This window comes from Sphingomonas panaciterrae, assembly GCF_036890205.1.
Taxonomy (GTDB): domain Bacteria; phylum Pseudomonadota; class Alphaproteobacteria; order Sphingomonadales; family Sphingomonadaceae; genus Sphingomonas; species Sphingomonas panaciterrae.
The window spans coordinates 307,812-324,246 of sequence record NZ_JAKNQR010000001.1 but is presented as its reverse complement, the minus strand read 5'-3'; the positions used below and the strand labels follow the sequence as shown (position 1 = coordinate 324,246).

The following is a 16,435-nucleotide window of genomic DNA, read 5'->3' as shown; positions in this document are numbered from 1 at the left end:
TGGCCATGTTCTGGGTCCTCTTCACGCTTTCAACGCGCGATCGCGCTGCGTGGTTGCTCGCGCCGCTTGCCGATCGGCTCCACCCGGTATAGAGGCCCGCGACCGGCGGTGCCTAAATGCGGGCGTGGCGGAACTGGTAGACGCGCTGGATTTAGGTTCCAGTATCGCAAGATGTGGGGGTTCGAGTCCCTTCGCCCGCACCAGTTTATCCGCGGCGTGCCCGCGGACAGGCACCATCCACGAAATTTCAGTTGAAGGCACGAAGATGCAGACTGTCGAGACGTTGAACGAGGGCCTGAAGCGCGCCTACACGCTGACCATCGCGGCCAAGGACATCGAGGCGCGCGTTGATGCGGAGCTGGCACGAGTCGCACCGCAGGTCCGCATGCCCGGTTTCCGCCCCGGCAAGGTTCCGGCGAACATCGTGCGCAAGATGCACGGCCCGGCGCTGCTGCAGGACGCGCTCAACACGTCGATCCAGGAAGGCATCCAGACGCTGCTGGCTGAGAAGCAGCTGCGTCCGGCGATCCAGCCCTCCGTCCAGCTGGCCGACGGCTATGAGCCAGGCAAGGACGCCGAGCTGACCGTCGAGTTGGAAGTGCTGCCACAGGTGCCGGCGCCGGCGATCGAGGGGCTGAAGCTCGAGAAGCTGACCGTTCCGGCCGACGACGCCGTGATCGACGAGCAGCTGCAGAAGTTCGCCGACCAGACCAAGAAGTGGGAAGACGCCGAGGAAGGCTATGCCGCGAAGATGGGTGACCTCGTCACCGTGGATTTCGTCGGCAAGACCATGGATGGCGTTGCCTTTGAGGGTGGCACCGGCACCGACATGGCGATCGAGCTTGGCTCGGGTCGCCTGATCCCGGGCTTCGAGGATGCGACCGTCGGCGTGAAGGCCGGCGAGGAGCGCCAGATCAAGGTGACCTTCCCGGAGGATTACCAGGCAAAGGAACTGGCCGGACAGGACGCCACGTTCGACCTGACCGTGAAGTCGGTGAAGGTCGCTGGCGAAGCGACCGTCGACGAGGACCTCGCCAAGAACCTGGGCCTCGAGAGCCTGGAGCAGCTGCGCGGCCTGGTCCGTGGCCAGATCGAGAGCGAGCTGGGCAACCTGACCCGCACCCACATGAAGCGCAAGCTGCTCGACCAGCTCGCCGCCGGCCACGATTTCGAAGTGCCGCCGTCGATGGTCGAGGCCGAGTTCCAGCAGATCTGGGCGCAGCTCGAGCATGAGGCGACCCATGAGCCGGATCCGAAGGCGGCCATGGAAGAGATGGAGAAGGAGCGCGACGATTATCGCAAGATCGCCGAGCGCCGCGTCCGTCTCGGCCTGCTGCTGAGCGAGATCGGCCAGGCCAACGGCGTCGAAGTCACGCAGCAGGAAATGAACCGCCTGATCGCGCAGGCTGCGCAGCAGTATCGCGGCGAGGACCAGCAGCGCTTCATCCAGTACATTCAGCAGGAGCCGATGGCTGCTGCCCAGCTGCGCGCGCCGCTGTACGAGGACAAGGTCGTCGACTTCCTGTTCGACAAGGCCGAGGTGACCGAGCGCGAGACCACGCGCGAGGAACTGGAAGCCGCGATTGAGAGCGAGGACGGTTTCGCGACCGGCACGCATCACCACGATCACGACAACCACAAGCCCAAGCAGAAGAAGGCCGCCGCCAAGAAGAAGGCTGACGAGGCCGCTGCCGAGGGTGACGAGGGCGACGAGGTGAAGCCGGCCAAGAAGGCGGCGCCGAAGAAGAAGGCCGCGGCCGCACCGGCCGAGGACGAGGCGACCGACGAGGCCGCAGCGCCGGCCAAGAAGGCAGCGCCGAAGAAGAAGGCGGCTGCCGCTGATGCCGAGAGCGAAGCGGAAGCACCGGCCAAGCCGAAGAAGGCCGCTGCCAAGAAGGCGCCCAAGACCGAAGGCTGATCTTAATTCGTTTCGGATAGTGAAGGGCGTCTCCCTGATTTTTCAGGGGGACGCTCTTTTTTGTTACAGAACATCGCGATCGGAGATCTGGGCGGCGTGAATGGAGCTATGGTGCGCGAGACGGAGCTGAGGATTGCCGTCCTGCTTCCTTGCTACAATGAGGAAGCAGCGATTGCGCAGACGATCGCTGGCTTTCGCGCTGCGCTGCCGGGCGCGGCGATCTACGTCTATGACAACAACTCGCACGACCGAACCGCGGCGGTCGCGCGGGCGGCGGGCGCGATCGTGCGGACCGAGCGCGTGCAGGGGAAGGGCGCCGTGGTGCGCCGCATGTTCGCCGACGTCGATGCCGACATCTACGTGATGGCGGATGGCGACGCGACCTATGATGCGGCCTCCGCGCCGTTGCTGATCGAGCGGATGCTCGACGAGCAGCTCGACATGGTGGTCGGCAGCCGCATCGGTGAAGCGACCGAGGCGTATCGACGCGGACATCGGTTCGGCAATGCGATGCTGACCGGGATGCTGACTCGCCTGTTCGGGCGCAGCTTCACCGATATCCTCAGCGGATATCGGGTGTTCTCGCGCCGCTTCGTCAAGAGCTTCCCGGTGCTGTCGGTCGGGTTCGAGATCGAGACCGAGATTTCGGTGCACGCGCTGGAGCTGAAGATGCCGGTGGGCGAGGTGGAAACGCCTTATTTTGCGCGCCCGGAAGGCTCGGTGTCGAAGCTGAGCACCTATCGCGATGGCTGGCGCATCCTGGGCACGATCGCGACCCTGTATCGGATCGAGCGCCCCTTGTGGTTCTTCGGCTACGTCGGGGCCGCACTGTTGCTGCTCGCGATCATCCTGGCCGTCCCGCTGGCGGTTACCTATGCACAGACCGGGCTGGTGCCGCGCTTCCCGACGGCGATCCTCGTGACCGGACTGACGATCCTGGCGGCGCTCGCCGGATTTGCCGGGCTGATCCTGGATACGGTGGTCCGTGGCCGCCGCGAGGTACGGCGATTGGCGTATCTTTCGTATCCTGCGCCGGGAACGCTGGTCAGGGCCGACAGACTGATCTAGTCTCACTGCATGGCGATGTCGCTCCTCGGCCGTTCAGCGGCCCTTTTCGTCCTTGGCACGACAGGGGCGACAGGCGTTGCCGCGCAGGACGAGCCACGGCGGACCAGGATCGCGGCGGGGCCCCAGCTTGTCCCCCGATATCCCGGCTACAAGGGCGTGGTGCTGCGGCCGTTCCTGGATATCAGCCGGGCGCGTGGAGACACGCCGTTCATCTTCGAGGCGGCGGACGAGAGCGCCAGCATCTCCGTCTTCGATACTGAAAGGTTTTCCGTCGGCCCGACGCTGAGTTTCGAGGGGTCCCGCCGGACGCGCGACGTGCCGGGCGTGCGTGGCGTGGGCTTTACCGTGGAGCCGGGCCTGTTCGCGCAATATACCATCGCCGAGCCGCTGCGCGCCCGCCTCGAGCTGCGCCAAGGGATTGGTGGGCACAAGGGGCTGATCGGTGTCGCCAGCGTCGATTATGTCGCGCGCGACCGCGACGACTGGCTGTTCGCGATCGGGCCGCGGGTCACCTATTCCAACGGCAAGTACCAGCGTGCCTATTTCGGCGTCCCGGTGGAATCCGTCGCCACGTCCGGGTTGACGGCGTTCCGCCCCGGGGGCGGGATCCAGGCAGTGGGCGGGAACGCCGGTTTCCTCAAGCAGTTGACGCCGCAATGGGGCATCTACGTTTATGGCAAATACGAGCGGCTCGTCGACGATGCGAGCCGGTCGCCAATCGTGCGGCGCTACGGCTCACGCAATCAATGGTCCGGTGGCCTGTCCCTGACCTATACGTTTCGCGGCCGCCAGGACTGAGCGGCAGGTCTTGAAGTCGCCGCTGCCGCGCGCGACATAGGTCATCCTGAAAGAACAAGAGAGAGCCTTCCATGCACAACCCGTTCGAGACCGGCGACTTTGCAGGCGCCCTTGCGCGCGCCGGCGTCGGCATGCAGCAGACGCAGGCAGGTCTCGTGCCGATCGTCATCGAACAGTCGAACCGTGGCGAGCGGTCCTTTGATATCTTCAGCCGCCTGCTGCGCGAGCGCATCGTGTTCGTCACCGGCGGCGTTGAAGATGGCATGGCAAGCCTGATCACGGCGCAGCTGCTGTTCCTTGAGTCGGAGAATCCGAAGAAGGACATCTTCATGTACATCAACTCGCCGGGCGGCGTCGTCACGGCGGGCATGGCGATCCACGACACCATGCAGTACATCCGGCCGCGCGTCGGCACCGTGTGCATCGGTCAGGCCGCGTCGATGGGCAGTTTCCTGCTGTCGGCGGGCGAGCCGGGGATGCGGGTCGCGCTGACCAATGCGCGGATCATGATCCACCAGCCGTCGGGCGGTGCGCAGGGCATGGCCAGCGACATCGAAATTCAGGCGCGCGAAATCCTGCGCATCCGGCACCGGATGAACGAGTTGTACGCCAAGTACACCGGCCAGCCGATCGAGGTGATCGAGCGCGCGATGGATCGTGACAAGTTCATGAGCTCGGATGAGGCCAAGGAATTCGGCCTGATCGACGAGGTGTTCGACAAGCGGCCTGCCCCGGCCGAAGATACGGCTGCCGCCGCCTGATCGGCGTTGGCCCTCTTTCCGGCATTGCCGGATCATGACTGGCCGGGTTACCATGCCCGGCCGGCAAAGGATGTGATTGAATGACCAAGCTCAGCGGCGGTGACTCGAAGAGCACGCTCTATTGCTCCTTCTGCGGCAAGTCGCAGCACGAGGTTCGCAAGCTCATCGCAGGACCGACCGTGTTCATCTGCGACGAGTGCGTGGAGCTGTGCAACGACATCATCCGCGAGGAAACCAAGTCGGCGCTTGTGTCCAAGAAGGACGGCGGCGTGCCGACCCCGCAGGAAATCTGCGACGTCCTCGACGATTATGTCATCGGGCAGAAGCAGGCCAAGCGCGTGCTGTCGGTCGCGGTGCACAACCACTACAAGCGGCTGAACCACGGCGCCAAGGGTGCGGATGTGGAACTCGCCAAGTCGAACATCCTGCTCGTCGGCCCCACCGGCTGCGGCAAGACGCTGCTGGCGCAGACGCTGGCGCGCATCCTCGACGTGCCGTTCACCATGGCCGATGCGACGACGCTGACCGAGGCGGGCTATGTCGGCGAGGACGTCGAGAACATCATCCTGAAGCTGCTCCAGGCGTCCGACTATAACGTCGAGCGGGCGCAGCGCGGCATCGTCTACATCGACGAGATCGACAAGATCAGCCGCAAGGCCGAGAACCCGTCGATCACGCGCGACGTGTCGGGCGAGGGCGTGCAGCAGGCGCTGCTCAAGCTGATGGAAGGGACCACCGCGTCCGTTCCGCCGCAGGGCGGGCGCAAGCATCCGCAGCAGGAGTTCCTGCAGGTCGACACGACGAACATCCTGTTCATCTGCGGCGGCGCCTTCTCGGGCCTCGAGAAGATCATCGGCGACCGCCTGCAGGGCAAGTCGATCGGCTTTGGCGCCTATGTCGCGGCGCCGGAGGAAAAGCGCACGGGTGAAGTGCTGCGCCAGACCGAGCCGGAGGATCTGCTGAAGTTCGGCCTGATCCCCGAGTTCGTCGGCCGTCTGCCTGTGATCGCGACGCTCGAGGACCTGGACGTGACGGCGCTCGTGAAGATCCTGAGCGAGCCGAAGAACGCGCTGGTCAAGCAGTACCAGAAGCTGTTCGAGATGGAGGAAGTGAAGCTGGGCTTCACCGACGACGCACTCGTCACGGTCGCAAAGAAGGCGATCGAGCGAAAGACCGGCGCGCGCGGCCTGCGATCGATCCTGGAGGGCATCCTGCTCGACACGATGTTCGACCTGCCGGGCATGGAATCGGTGGACGAGGTGATGATCGACAAGGATGTGGTCGACGGCCGCAAGGAACCGATCCGCGTCTATGCCGAAAAGAAGAAGGCCGGCAGCGACGCGGCGTAAGCCTCGTGACGCACCGCTGAATGACGAAGGGCGCCGAGCGATCGGCGCCCTTTTTCGTTGTCGGTGGCTGCGCGTCGATCGGAGTGGTGAAAAGGAGGGGAGGGGATGGCAATGATCTGGACCCCCGCTTTTGCGGTTCTGTTGGAAGATCGAGGGTGACCGGCATGCGCAATGCGGGCCGGGCTGACCGGGCGCGGGTTGCCGCGATGCTGGCGCGCGCGTTCGCGGATGATCCGGCGATGAGCTGGATCTTTCCCGATCCGGCGGAGCGCGCGCGTCGGCTGCCGCGATTGTTCGCGATCCTGTTCGATGCGGATGCGGCGGGGATGCGGGTCGTCACGGCAGGGGGCGAGGCCGCGACGCTGTGGCGCGGCCCGGGCAAGGCCACGACCGGCGCGGTCGCCATGCTGCGGCAGGCGTGGCCGCTATGGCGTGCGCTGGGGGCGAACATTCCACGCGCCCTGAAGGTTTCGCACGCGGTCGAGGCGCACATGCCGGCGGGTGACTTCTGGTACCTTCACATTGCCGGCTGTGATCCAGCCGTGCAGGGCAAGGGTCTGGGCGCTGCCGTGGTGCGGGCGGGGCTGTCCCGCGCGGCCGGGCGCCTGCCCGCCTATCTCGAGACGGCGACCGAGCGGAACCTCGGTTTCTATCGCGCCCTCGGCTTCGATATTGTCGATGACTGGCACGTGCCGGGGGGCGGGCCACGCTTCTGGTCGATGCTTCGCCAGCCAGATTGAGGTGCATGCCCGCGCAGCCGGCGAGCAGGCCCGGTGCGCGACTTGTCAGCGTCACGCCGGCCTGGACAATGCGCCGATGCGACGTCTGGAAGGGTTAACAAGCAAAAGGCCCGCACCACGCCGCTGCCTCTGATGAGGCAGGGCGGGGCGCGGGCCCTTCGTCACGTCAAGCCGATCAGGCGAACAGCTTCGCCCAGGCGCGCTTTGCGCGATCCTTCCAGTGACCGCGGTGATAGGCGTCGGACGCCAGCAGCGGCATCACCGAGCCGGCTTCCGCGAACACCATCTGCTCGATGCCGGTGTTCACCTTGCCCCACGAAGCTGCTTCCTGCAGCGTCGAGGAGGAGCAGGCGCCGTCGCGCACGTCAGCGACGGTGATCTGCACGGCGTACTTGTGCACCTCGACATCCTCGTGGCCGAGGATCTCGGCGCAGACGACGGTGTCCTGGATGAAGTTCTTCGGCACGCCGCCGCCGATCATGAGGAGCCCGGTGGTGCCGGCCTTGATCTTGATCTCGGTCAGCTCACGGAAGTCCGCGACCGCGTCGATCATCATGTACGGCTTGCCTTCCTTGGCGCGGTCGACCTGGTGCTTGACGAGGCCGAAGCCGGCCGACGAGTCGACAAACGCCGGGCAGAAGATCGGCACGTCATGCTCATAGGCGAGCTTGACGAGGCTGTTCTCCTTCTTGCCGTGCTCGACGAGATACTTGCCCATCTCGCGGATGAAGGCGCGCGAGGAATAGGCCTTGGGCTCCAGCTCGTTCGCGATCTTGTTGATCGTGAAGTCGCAGTCCTGCAGCTGCTCCTCGTCGATATACGTGTCGTAGATGCGGTCGATGTAGAGCGAGCGCAGCGTATCATCATCAGGGATTTCAAGCGCCTGATAGTGCTTGTGGCCAAGACCTTCGAAGAAATCCATGTCGACGATGGTGGCGCCGGTGGCGACGATCACGTCGACCATGTTGTTGCGCACCAGATCGGCATACAGGTCCATGCAGCCGCCTGCGCTGGTCGATCCCGCGATCACCAGGCACACGGTGCAGTCCTTGTCGGCCAGCATCTCGTTGTAGATCTTCGTCGCGCGGCCGAGGTCGCGGCTAGTGAAGCTCATGTCGCTCATCGCGTCGACGATCGGGCGCGCATCGAACGACTTGATGTCGATGTGCTTGACCTGCTTCGATAGCAATTCCGCCTTGCGGGTGTCGTTGATCGGCGCGTTTGCCGCCGCGGTCTTCGTGAGGGTGTCAGTCATGGGTGCTTCTCGCATGATGGCACACGTCGTTCGGAAGGGGACGCGTTAACCCGTAAGAACGACGGCGCCCCTGCGAGCGCCGCCGTCTATCTCAATGTAATCGGTCGGTTACAGCTTTACGACGTTGGACGCAGCTTCGCGTTCCACCTCGGCGTAGAGCGACACCATCGGCTCGTCCTCGACGATCACCGTCTCGTCCGATCCGAAGCCGTTGAAGGCCGTGCGCATCGCCGAGCCATAGGCGCCGAGCATCCCGATCTCGATGTAATCGCCTGCTTCGACATCCGCCGGCAGCAGGAACGGACCGGCCATGTGATCGAGATCGTCGCAGGTCGGGCCGTAGAAGGAGAAGGGATGATCGCGCACGGTGGACTGCGGCTCGCGCAGCAGCGTCACCGGGAAGCGCCAGTCGATGTGTGCGGCATCGAACAGCGCGCCATAGGCGCCGTCGTTGATGTACAGCTCGCTGCCGCGGCGCTTTTCGACGCGCACGACGACGCTGCTGTACTCGGCGCACAAGGCACGACCCGGCTCCGCCCACAGCTCCGCCGAATAGCTGATCGGCAGGCTCTCAAACGCGCGGTGGATCGTCTCGAAATAGAGCTCGAGCGGCGGCGGCTCCATGCCCGGGTAGGACGACGGGAACCCACCACCAACGTCGATCACGTCGACCGTCACCGCCGCATCGACGATTGCGCCGCGCACCCGCTCCATCGCATTCGAATAAGCCTCCGGCGTCATCGCCTGGCTGCCGACGTGGAAGCAGATGCCGAGCGCGTCGGCCGCCTGGCGCGCGGCGAACAGCAGCGGCTTGGCATCCTGCGGCGCCACGCCGAACTTCGACGCGAGGCTGAGCTTCGAATGCTCGGACGACACGCGTAGCCGGACGCAGAGCGTCAGGTCGGCCGCATTGCGCGTCGCGCGCATGATCTTGTCGAGCTCTTCGAGCGAATCGAGGCTGAACGTGCGGACACCGTGCTTGAAGTACGCCTCGGCAATGGCCTCCTCGGCCTTCACCGGGTGCATGAAGCACAAGGTGGCCTCCGGCACCGTGCGGGCAACCATGCGCACTTCGCCGATCGAGGCGACGTCGAAATGCGTGATGCCGTTCTCCCAGAGAATCTGGATGAGCTCGGGCGACGGATTCGCCTTCACGGCATACATCGAGCGACCCGGGAACTTCTCTACGAAGAACCGGGCGGCGCGTGCCGCGGCGTGCGGACGCACGAGCGTGACCGGCTCGACCGGCTTGCCCTGTGCGATGTCGATGGCGCCCGAAACGGAGTTGCAGGCAACGGTCGAGAGGGGCGCTAGCCCCAGCGCGCGATGATCCTGGTGCAATTCAAGGGACCTCCAATGCCAGGGAGGCGGGCCCCCCGGTCTTCAGTTGACGAAATCACTGCCTTGCGGTGGAAGTCCCATGGGGCAGCGGAGGCGCGAGTTAGGTTTAGAGACCCCATATGTAAAGACCTTTTCCGGGGTAGTGTTTCCCGGCAAAGGGTGGCCCGTGACCATTTTGCGACAGCCCACCCGTGCAGGCGTCCGCGACGCTGCGGCGAAGATCGCTGCGATCCTGCCCCCGACCCCCTTATTCGTGAGCGAGATCAAGGGGATCCCGGTCGCGTTCAAGGCAGAATCGCTGCAGCCGATCGGTGCGTTCAAGATCCGCGGCGCGTGGCACAGGCTGACCGCGATGGACCATGCGGCGCGGGCGCGCGGCGTGGTGGCATTTTCGAGCGGCAACCATGCGCAGGGAATCGCCTGGGCGGCGCGGCGCCTGGGTATGCCGGCTAGCGTCGTCATGCCGTCTGACGCGCCACGCGCGAAGGTCGAGGGCACGCTGGCGCTGGGTGCCGAGGTTGTCCGCTATGACCGCCACGCCGAGTCGCGTGAGCAGATAGCCGCATCGCTGGCCGAGGCGCGCGGCGCCACGCTCGTCCCCAGCTTCGATGATCCGTGGATCATCGAGGGGCAGGGCAGCGCCGGGATCGAGGCCGCGGCCCAGATGGAGGCGGCCGGGCTGGGCGCACCCACGCGCGTCCTGGCGCCATGCGGTGGCGGTGGCCTGGCCGCCGGCCTGGCGCTGGCGCTTCCCGAGGCGGCCATTACCGTGGCGGAGCCCGAGGGGTGGGACGACATGCGCCGCAGCCTGGAGGCGAGCTGGATACTGCCGGTCGAGGATTCGCCGCCGACGACGGCGTGCGATGCGTTGATGACCAAACAGGTGGCGTCGCTGACCTTTGACGTGTTGGCGCGTCGCGATGCGCAGGGCGTGGCGGTGAGCGAGGAACAGGTTGCGGCCGCACAGCGCTGGGCAGCCGAGAAGCTGCGGCTGGTAGTGGAGCCGGGCGGCGCGGTTGCCCTGGCTGCCCTGCTCGCCGGGAAGGTCGCGGCCGAGCCGGGCACGTTGGTGATCCTGTCAGGCGGCAACGTGGATACGGCCGCTTATGCGCGGGTGCTCGCCGGCGGCTAACGCGCGACACGCTGTAGGCGGCGCCTGATCAATATGCAGACACGGCCAGCGCGGGCGGCCGGCAATTACATCACAGTCAGAAGGACATCATGGACGCCATTGCCAATGCAGCCCCCGCGATCGCGATGCTCGCGGCTTTCGCCTGTGTCCTGGGCGGAGGCTGGATGATTCGGTCCCGCCGCGATCCGAAGCGTGGCTGGCTGCTGATCATCATGGCGCTGGTGCTGTTCGGCAATGTCGCAATTTGGACGCTATGACGCGTCACAGCGCGATGGGTGCAGCGAGCGGCGCGGTGCCGCTCGCTGCCACACCGATTACTTGATCGGGCAGTTGGGGTCGAGCCGCATGTCGAGATAGCCATCGACCGACTTCATCAGGTCGTCCATCTCATGCTCGAAGAAGTGGTTGGCGCCCGGGATCACATCGTGATGGATGGTGATGTGCTTCTGGGTGCGCAGCTTGTCGACCAGCTTCTGCGTGGCCGGCGGGGTCGCCACTTCATCCTCGGCGCCCTGGATGATGATGCCCGACGAGGGGCACGGGGCGAGGAAGGTGAAGTCGTAGAGATTGGCCGGCGGGGCGATCGAGATGAAGCCGCGGATTTCCGGACGGCGCATCAGCAGCTGCATGCCGATCCAGGCACCGAAGCTGAAGCCCGCGATCCAGGTCGTCTGCGCCTCGGGGTGGAAGCTCTGCACCCAATCCAGCGCGCTGGCAGCGTCGGAAAGCTCGCCGACGCCATTGTCGAACGTGCCCTGGCTCTTGCCGACGCCGCGGAAGTTGAAGCGCAGGGTAGCGAAGCCGCGACGCTGAAAGGTCTTGTAGAGCGCCTGGACGATGTGGTTGTTCATCGTGCCGCCGGCGGTAGGGTGCGGATGCAGAATCATCGCCACCGGTGCGCGCGGCTTCGGGGCGGGTGCAAAACGTCCCTCGAGGCGGCCCTCGGGGCCAGGAAAGATCACTTCAGGCATCGTTACTCTTGTCTGTGGAGGGCGCCGGGTGTGGCGCCATGAACGCCGCACTATATAGGGGATGCATCGGAATATGGAACGAGTTTTGCCCGAGCGCCTCTATCTGGACCATGCTGCAACCACCGCTATCACCCCTGCCGCGCGTGAGGCGATGGCGCGGGGCGTGGCGCTATGGGCCAACCCGTCGTCGCCCCATGCCGAGGGACGCGCGGCGCGTGCCGCGCTTGAGGAAGCGCGGCGTGCGATCGGCACCGCCTATGGCTGGCAGCATGAGGTGCTGTTGACGAGCGGGGCGAGTGAATCGCTGGCCATCGCGCTTGGCCGGGCGGTTGCCGGACCACGCTTCATTTCCGCGGTCGAGCATGACGCAGTGATGCGCGCGGCGGGCGAGCAGGCCCATGTGCTGCCGGTGACGGCGCAAGGGCTTGTCGATGTGGCGGCGCTGCGGGAGCATGCTTGCTGGAGCAGCGACGGCGCGCGGGGGCGGCCGATCACCTGCATCCAGTGGTGCAATAGCGAGACTGGCGTGATCCAGCCGATCGCCGAGATTGCGGAGATCGTGCAAGCCGCTGGCGGGCTGTTGCTGGTCGATGCGGCGCAGATGCCGGCGTCGGATGCGCTGGCGGCCCATGCGGATTTCATCGCAGTGTCCGCGCACAAGCGGGGCGGGCCGCCGGGGGTGGGGGCGCTTCTGGTTCGCGATCTGGCGACGCTCCAGCCCACCGGCGGGCAGGAACGGGGCTATCGCGCGGGAACGGAGAATGTGCCCGGGGTGCTGGGCTATGCCGCAGCGCTCGGCGAGAATGAGCCAGATCACAGGGAGTTGCGAGCTATTCTTGACGACGCCATCATGCGTTCGGGCGGTGAAGTGGTGGCGAAAAACGCGCCCCGTCACCCGGCGATCGGCAGTTACCGGCTGGCCGGCATGAGCGCCAACGCGCAGCTGATCCGCCTCGACATGGCAGGCATTTCGGTGTCGGCCGGCAGCGCGTGCGCGAGCGGCAGCCTGAAGCCGAGCCATGTGCTGCGCGCCATGGGATGGTCGGAAGAGGCCTGCCGCGAGGTCATTCGGGTAAGCTTTGGCCGCACCACGGACAGATCGGCCGTCCAGCGGTTCATTTCGGCCTGGCGTGACATGGCGCGCGGCGCGCGGGTGCTGGCGGCGTGATCTACCTCGATTATCAGGCGACGACGCCGCTCGCCCCCGAAGCGTTCGAGGCGATGGTGCCGTGGCTGCGCGATCATTTCGCCAATCCCCATTCGCCGAGCCGGATGGGTCGCGCGGCGCGAGCGGCGGTCGAGGTGGCGCGCGAACAGGTGGCGCAATTGCTGCCGCCGGGCGGGCGCGTGATCTTCACCAGCGGGGCGACAGAGGCGCTGAACTGGGCGCTGAAGGGAACGTCGGGTTCGCTGATCACCATCGCCAGCGAACATGCCGCGGTGCTGGACACGGCCCGCGCCGAACAGGCGCGCGGGCGCGAGCTGACGGTTTTGCCGGTGCGCCCCGATGGGCGCATCGACCTGTGGGTGGCGCATCGCGTGCTCGGGCAGGGCGCGGGCGTGCTGGCGGCGATGCTGGTCAACAATGAGATCGGCGTGATCCAGCCGCTGCCGGAACTGGTACGCGCAGCGAAGCGGCATGGCACGTTGGTGCTGTGCGACGCGGTGCAGGGATATGGCCGCATCGCCATCCCCGAGGAATGCGACCTGGTGGCGATTTCCGCGCACAAGATCCACGGGCCAAAGGGGATCGGCGCCCTGTGGGTGCGCGACGGCGTGTCGATCGAGCCGCTGCTGCATGGCGGCGACCAGGAGGGTGGCCGCTCCGGCACGCTGAGCCCGGCGCTGTGCGTCGGATTTGGCGTGGCAGCGCGGCTGATGGGCGAGCGGTACGAGGCGGATGCCACGCATGTCGAACGGCTGTGGGCACTCGCCACCGAGCGGCTGAGCGGCTGGACGATCAACGGATCGGCGGAGCACCGCTATTGCGGCAATCTCAACGTCCGTCGCCGCGGCCTGGATGTGGCGCGGTTGATGAGCGATTGCCGTGACGTCGCCTTTTCGGCCGGATCGGCGTGCGCCAGCGGTTCGGGGCGGACCAGCCATGTGCTGAAGGCGATCGGGCTGCTCGATGCCGATGCGCGGTCGTCCATCCGGCTGGGTTTTGGCCGCTACACCACCGAGGCGGACCTTCGCGCCGGGCTGGATGCGATCGTCGCGGCTGCCGACGCGCAGCTGATGATGGCATGAAGATCCGTTTCATCGACGAGGATGGCCGGGCGATCGACACCGATGCGGCGGCCGGGGAGCGGCTGCTCGACGTGGGTCAGCGGATCGGTATGCCGCTGGAGGGGACGTGCGAGGGGCAGATGGCGTGCGCGACCTGCCATGTCATCATCGACGCGGCCGACTTCGACCGCTTGCCGCCAGCGAGCGAGGAAGAGGAGGATATGCTCGATCTGGCGCCCGGTGCGACGCGCACCAGCCGGCTGTCGTGCCAGATCGTGCTGGACGATGCGATGGACGGCCTGACGGCGCGTATCACGCGCACTTGAACACCGCGCATTGCTCGGCCATATGGCGCCCCGGGAGTCGGGCGGACGTAGTCGTCGCCAACCTGGTCAGATCCTGACGGAAGCAGCCACAACGATTTCGCTGCGGGTCGTTCCGGCTCCCACCGCAGTGCGCAGCGCGACGCAGCGCTCCCCCGCGCCAATTGGCAAACAGCCCCTTCGACAAGCGCGGCCGGCGAGACTAGATAGGCGCCGATGAGCGACTCTCTTCTCGGCCTGGACGAACCCGCGCAGCCAACGCGTGGTGGGGAAGCGTATCGCGTGCTGGCGCGTAAATATCGCCCGCAGACGTTTCAGGCGCTGATCGGCCAGGAAGCGATGGTGCGGACGCTGGAGAACGCGATCCGGCGTGACCGCATCGCCCATGCCTTTCTGCTCACCGGGGTGCGTGGTGTCGGCAAGACGTCGACCGCGCGGCTGATCGCCAAGGCGCTGAACTGCATCGGCCCCGATGGCACCGGCGGGCCAACGATCGATCCCTGCGGCGTGTGCGAGCCGTGCCGCGCGATCGCGGAAGGCCGGCATATCGACGTGATCGAGATGGACGCGGCGAGCCATACCGGCATCGACGACATCCGCGAGATCATCGAGGCGTCGCGCTATGCCGCGGTGTCGGCGCGCTACAAGATCTACATCATCGACGAAGTCCACATGCTGTCCAAGGCGGCCTTCAACGGGTTGCTCAAGACGCTGGAGGAGCCGCCGGGGCATGTGAAATTCCTGTTCGCCACGACCGAGGTGAACAAGGTGCCGGTCACTGTCCTGTCGCGATGCCAAAGGTTCGACCTGCGCCGCATCCCGGCGGAGAAGCTGGCTGAGCATTTCGCCGCGGTGAGCACGCAGGAAGGCGTGTCGGCCGAGCCCGAGGCGCTGGCGCTGATCGCGCGGGCGGCGGAGGGATCGGCGCGCGACGGCCTGTCGATCCTGGACCAGGCGATCGCCCATGCCGATGCCGAGGGCAGCGGCGTATCCGCCGCCGCGGTGCGCGAGATGCTGGGGCTGTCCGACCGCGGCGCGGTGCGCGACCTGTTGGCGCTGCTGCTCGCCGGCGATGCGCCGGGGGCGCTGGCCGCGCTGCGGCGGCAATATGATTACGGCGTCGATCCCACCGGCGTGCTGCGTGCGCTGCTGGAGGCGGTGCACGGCATCACGCTGACCAAGGTCGGGACGGCCGAGGACCCGGCACAGCCCGCCGAGGAGCGCGCGGCCTATCGCGAATGGGCGGAGGCGTTATCCTTCCCGCTGCTCCACCGCCTTTGGCAATTGCTGCTGAAGGGGCATGACGAGGTGGCGCGCGCCGCGTTGCCGATCGAGGCGGCGGAAATGACGCTGCTGCGGGTGATCCATGCCCGGTCCTTGCCCGACCCGGGCGAGCTTGCCCGCGCGATCACCAAGGGGGAGGGCCCTGCCGCCACCTCGCCGCAGTCTGCCAGCGCGGCCGCACCCGCACCCGCGCCGGCGCCGGTCGCGGTGGTAGAGGAACCGGCCGCGCCCGCGATGCCCGAGACCTTTGCCGCCCTTGTCGAGCAGATGGAGGTGCATGGCCATCATCTGCTGGCCGTGCGGCTGGCACATGGGGCGCGGATCGTCAGCTACCAGCCGCCGGAGATTGTGCTGAGCGGCACTCGGCCGATCGCCGCCGATACATTGTCGGAAACGGCGGCGGCGCTGCGGACAATCACAGGTGTCGCGTGGAAGCTCAGCCTGCTTGATGCGCCGGGTGAGCCAACGCTGAAGGAGGCGCAGGACGCCGTCGCGGAGGCGGAACGCCAGGCGGTGCTCGCCTCGCCCATCGTGCAGGCGGCAATGGAGGCGTTTCCGGACGCCGAACTTATCGATTGGCCTAACAAGAGGAATAGCGCGTGAAGGATATCAACGAGCTTCTCGCCGCAGCGCAGAGCGCGGCAGAGAATGTCCAGAAGCAGATGGACGAGGCGCAGAACACGCTCGACAAGATCGAGGTCGAGGGTGTTTCCGGGGGCGGCCTGGTGAAGATCAAGGCGAGTGCCAAGGGTCGCATCCTGTCAGTATCGATCGACGATTCGCTGATCGTGCCGAGCGAGAAGCAGATGCTGGAAGATCTGGTCGCCGCAGCGTTCAACGATGCGCGCACCAAGGCAGATGCCGTGTCGTCACAGGAAATGGCGAAGATGACGAGCGGCCTGCCGCTGCCGCCGGGCTTCAAGCTGCCGTTCTGATGATGTAGCCGCGGCGCGCTTCATTGCAGCGCTGGAACAACAATTGATCGGTCAACGTTGCGCTTCATCAGTAATGATGGAGAAACACATGACCGACGAACGTGTGACCGAGACCTCCACGCCGAATACGACGATCATCGAGCGGCGTGGGGGCGGTGGCGGCATGCTGATCGGGCTTGCCGTGCTGCTGGCGGTCGTGGTTGCCGCCTTCTTCCTGTTCAATCAGTCGAAGAACGACAATATGGAAACCCGGGCGATCAGCTCGGCCGCCAAGAGCGTCGGCGACACCGCCGACAAGGCTGGTGCCGCGATCGAGGGCGCTACCAAGTAA

17 protein-coding genes, 1 tRNA gene and 1 other RNA gene are annotated in these 16,435 nt (G+C 66.2%); 16 read left to right on the top strand and 3 right to left on the bottom strand.

Going from position 1 to position 16,435, the window contains the following annotated elements:
• Positions 1-118 precede the first annotated feature (118 nt).
• From L8F96_RS01560 to L8F96_RS01530, 7 genes are all read left to right on the top strand, one after another.
• A tRNA-Leu gene (locus L8F96_RS01560) sits at positions 119-203 on the top strand.
• A gap of 62 nt (positions 204-265) precedes the next feature.
• Positions 266-1,918, top strand: coding sequence for a trigger factor (gene tig, locus L8F96_RS01555; protein ID WP_046410068.1), 1,653 nt, complete (start codon positions 266-268; stop codon positions 1,916-1,918).
• A gap of 108 nt (positions 1,919-2,026) precedes the next feature.
• Positions 2,027-2,986, top strand: a complete 960-nt coding sequence (locus L8F96_RS01550) for a glycosyltransferase family 2 protein (RefSeq protein ID WP_334655620.1) — start codon at positions 2,027-2,029, stop codon at positions 2,984-2,986.
• A 9-nt stretch (positions 2,987-2,995) separates the two neighbouring features.
• Positions 2,996-3,784 (top strand): MipA/OmpV family protein, encoded by a 789-nt coding sequence (locus tag L8F96_RS01545; RefSeq protein WP_046410071.1) that lies wholly within the window; start codon positions 2,996-2,998, stop codon positions 3,782-3,784.
• A gap of 71 nt (positions 3,785-3,855) precedes the next feature.
• Positions 3,856-4,545 carry an ATP-dependent Clp endopeptidase proteolytic subunit ClpP gene (gene clpP, locus L8F96_RS01540; RefSeq protein WP_046410072.1) on the top strand — a complete coding sequence of 230 codons (690 nt, stop codon included), beginning with the start codon at positions 3,856-3,858 and terminating at the stop codon, positions 4,543-4,545.
• 80 nt (positions 4,546-4,625) lie between these two features.
• Complete coding sequence (gene clpX, locus L8F96_RS01535) at positions 4,626-5,894, top strand: ATP-dependent Clp protease ATP-binding subunit ClpX (RefSeq protein WP_046410073.1); 1,269 nt, start codon at positions 4,626-4,628, stop codon at positions 5,892-5,894.
• A 164-nt stretch (positions 5,895-6,058) separates the two neighbouring features.
• The gene (locus L8F96_RS01530; protein WP_334655619.1) at positions 6,059-6,634 is read left to right on the top strand and encodes a GNAT family N-acetyltransferase; all 576 of its coding nucleotides are present in this window, start codon (positions 6,059-6,061) and stop codon (positions 6,632-6,634) included.
• Positions 6,635-6,809: 175 nt separating this feature from the next.
• On the opposite strand, the gene L8F96_RS01525 is transcribed toward L8F96_RS01530, so the two are convergent.
• Both L8F96_RS01525 and L8F96_RS01520 read right to left on the bottom strand, forming a co-directional pair.
• Entirely contained in the window at positions 6,810-7,889 is a 1,080-nt protein-coding gene (locus L8F96_RS01525; RefSeq protein WP_046410075.1) for a 1,9-bis(guanidino)-5-aza-nonane synthase, read from the bottom strand.
• Positions 7,890-7,997: 108 nt separating this feature from the next.
• Positions 7,998-9,230, bottom strand: a complete 1,233-nt coding sequence (locus L8F96_RS01520) for a type III PLP-dependent enzyme (protein ID WP_334654733.1) — start codon at positions 9,228-9,230, stop codon at positions 7,998-8,000.
• Between the two features lie 166 nt (positions 9,231-9,396).
• On the opposite strand from L8F96_RS01520, the gene L8F96_RS01515 reads away from it, so the two are divergent.
• On the top strand, positions 9,397-10,362 hold the full coding sequence (locus L8F96_RS01515) for a threonine ammonia-lyase (RefSeq protein WP_241212492.1): 966 nt from the start codon (positions 9,397-9,399) through the stop codon (positions 10,360-10,362).
• Between the two features lie 89 nt (positions 10,363-10,451).
• Positions 10,452-10,619 (top strand): hypothetical protein, encoded by a 168-nt coding sequence (locus L8F96_RS01510; RefSeq protein WP_046410078.1) that lies wholly within the window; start codon positions 10,452-10,454, stop codon positions 10,617-10,619.
• Between the two features lie 57 nt (positions 10,620-10,676).
• On the opposite strand, the gene L8F96_RS01505 is transcribed toward L8F96_RS01510, so the two are convergent.
• Positions 10,677-11,333 (bottom strand): alpha/beta hydrolase, encoded by a 657-nt coding sequence (locus tag L8F96_RS01505; RefSeq protein WP_046410080.1) that lies wholly within the window; start codon positions 11,331-11,333, stop codon positions 10,677-10,679.
• A gap of 73 nt (positions 11,334-11,406) precedes the next feature.
• Between L8F96_RS01505 and L8F96_RS01500 the strand changes: the two genes are divergently transcribed.
• From L8F96_RS01500 to L8F96_RS01470, 7 genes are all read left to right on the top strand, one after another.
• Entirely contained in the window at positions 11,407-12,501 is a 1,095-nt protein-coding gene (locus L8F96_RS01500) for a cysteine desulfurase family protein (RefSeq protein ID WP_314472403.1), read from the top strand.
• The gene (locus L8F96_RS01495) at positions 12,498-13,583 is read left to right on the top strand and encodes a cysteine desulfurase family protein (RefSeq protein ID WP_145118722.1); all 1,086 of its coding nucleotides are present in this window, start codon (positions 12,498-12,500) and stop codon (positions 13,581-13,583) included. The genes L8F96_RS01500 and L8F96_RS01495 overlap by 4 nt, the downstream gene beginning before the upstream one ends.
• Complete coding sequence (locus L8F96_RS01490) at positions 13,580-13,888, top strand: 2Fe-2S iron-sulfur cluster-binding protein (protein WP_334654726.1); 309 nt, start codon at positions 13,580-13,582, stop codon at positions 13,886-13,888. Before L8F96_RS01495 ends, L8F96_RS01490 begins: the two co-directional genes overlap by 4 nt.
• A gap of 29 nt (positions 13,889-13,917) precedes the next feature.
• Positions 13,918-14,015, top strand: an RNA gene (gene ffs / locus L8F96_RS01485) — signal recognition particle sRNA small type.
• An 86-nt stretch (positions 14,016-14,101) separates the two neighbouring features.
• Positions 14,102-15,772, top strand: a complete 1,671-nt coding sequence (locus L8F96_RS01480) for a DNA polymerase III subunit gamma/tau (RefSeq protein ID WP_334654725.1) — start codon at positions 14,102-14,104, stop codon at positions 15,770-15,772.
• The gene (locus L8F96_RS01475; protein WP_046410087.1) at positions 15,769-16,104 is read left to right on the top strand and encodes a YbaB/EbfC family nucleoid-associated protein; all 336 of its coding nucleotides are present in this window, start codon (positions 15,769-15,771) and stop codon (positions 16,102-16,104) included. Before L8F96_RS01480 ends, L8F96_RS01475 begins: the two co-directional genes overlap by 4 nt.
• A gap of 88 nt (positions 16,105-16,192) precedes the next feature.
• The gene (locus tag L8F96_RS01470) at positions 16,193-16,435 is read left to right on the top strand and encodes a hypothetical protein (RefSeq protein WP_046411634.1); all 243 of its coding nucleotides are present in this window, start codon (positions 16,193-16,195) and stop codon (positions 16,433-16,435) included.

Coding starts and splice junctions, on each gene's coding strand:
- L8F96_RS01510 (WP_046410078.1), top strand. CDS start 10,452: ATGGACGCCATTGCCAATGCAGCCCCCGCGATCGCGATGCTCGCGGCT.
- L8F96_RS01525 (WP_046410075.1), bottom strand. CDS start 7,889: ATGACTGACACCCTCACGAAGACCGCGGCGGCAAACGCGCCGATCAAC.
- L8F96_RS01500 (WP_314472403.1), top strand. CDS start 11,407: ATGGAACGAGTTTTGCCCGAGCGCCTCTATCTGGACCATGCTGCAACC.
- L8F96_RS01480 (WP_334654725.1), top strand. CDS start 14,102: ATGAGCGACTCTCTTCTCGGCCTGGACGAACCCGCGCAGCCAACGCGT.
- L8F96_RS01545 (WP_046410071.1), top strand. CDS start 2,996: ATGGCGATGTCGCTCCTCGGCCGTTCAGCGGCCCTTTTCGTCCTTGGC.
- clpP (WP_046410072.1), top strand. CDS start 3,856: ATGCACAACCCGTTCGAGACCGGCGACTTTGCAGGCGCCCTTGCGCGC.
- L8F96_RS01505 (WP_046410080.1), bottom strand. CDS start 11,333: ATGCCTGAAGTGATCTTTCCTGGCCCCGAGGGCCGCCTCGAGGGACGT.
- L8F96_RS01550 (WP_334655620.1), top strand. CDS start 2,027: ATGGTGCGCGAGACGGAGCTGAGGATTGCCGTCCTGCTTCCTTGCTAC.
- L8F96_RS01470 (WP_046411634.1), top strand. CDS start 16,193: ATGACCGACGAACGTGTGACCGAGACCTCCACGCCGAATACGACGATC.
- tig (WP_046410068.1), top strand. CDS start 266: ATGCAGACTGTCGAGACGTTGAACGAGGGCCTGAAGCGCGCCTACACG.
- L8F96_RS01530 (WP_334655619.1), top strand. CDS start 6,059: ATGCGCAATGCGGGCCGGGCTGACCGGGCGCGGGTTGCCGCGATGCTG.
- clpX (WP_046410073.1), top strand. CDS start 4,626: ATGACCAAGCTCAGCGGCGGTGACTCGAAGAGCACGCTCTATTGCTCC.
- L8F96_RS01490 (WP_334654726.1), top strand. CDS start 13,580: ATGAAGATCCGTTTCATCGACGAGGATGGCCGGGCGATCGACACCGAT.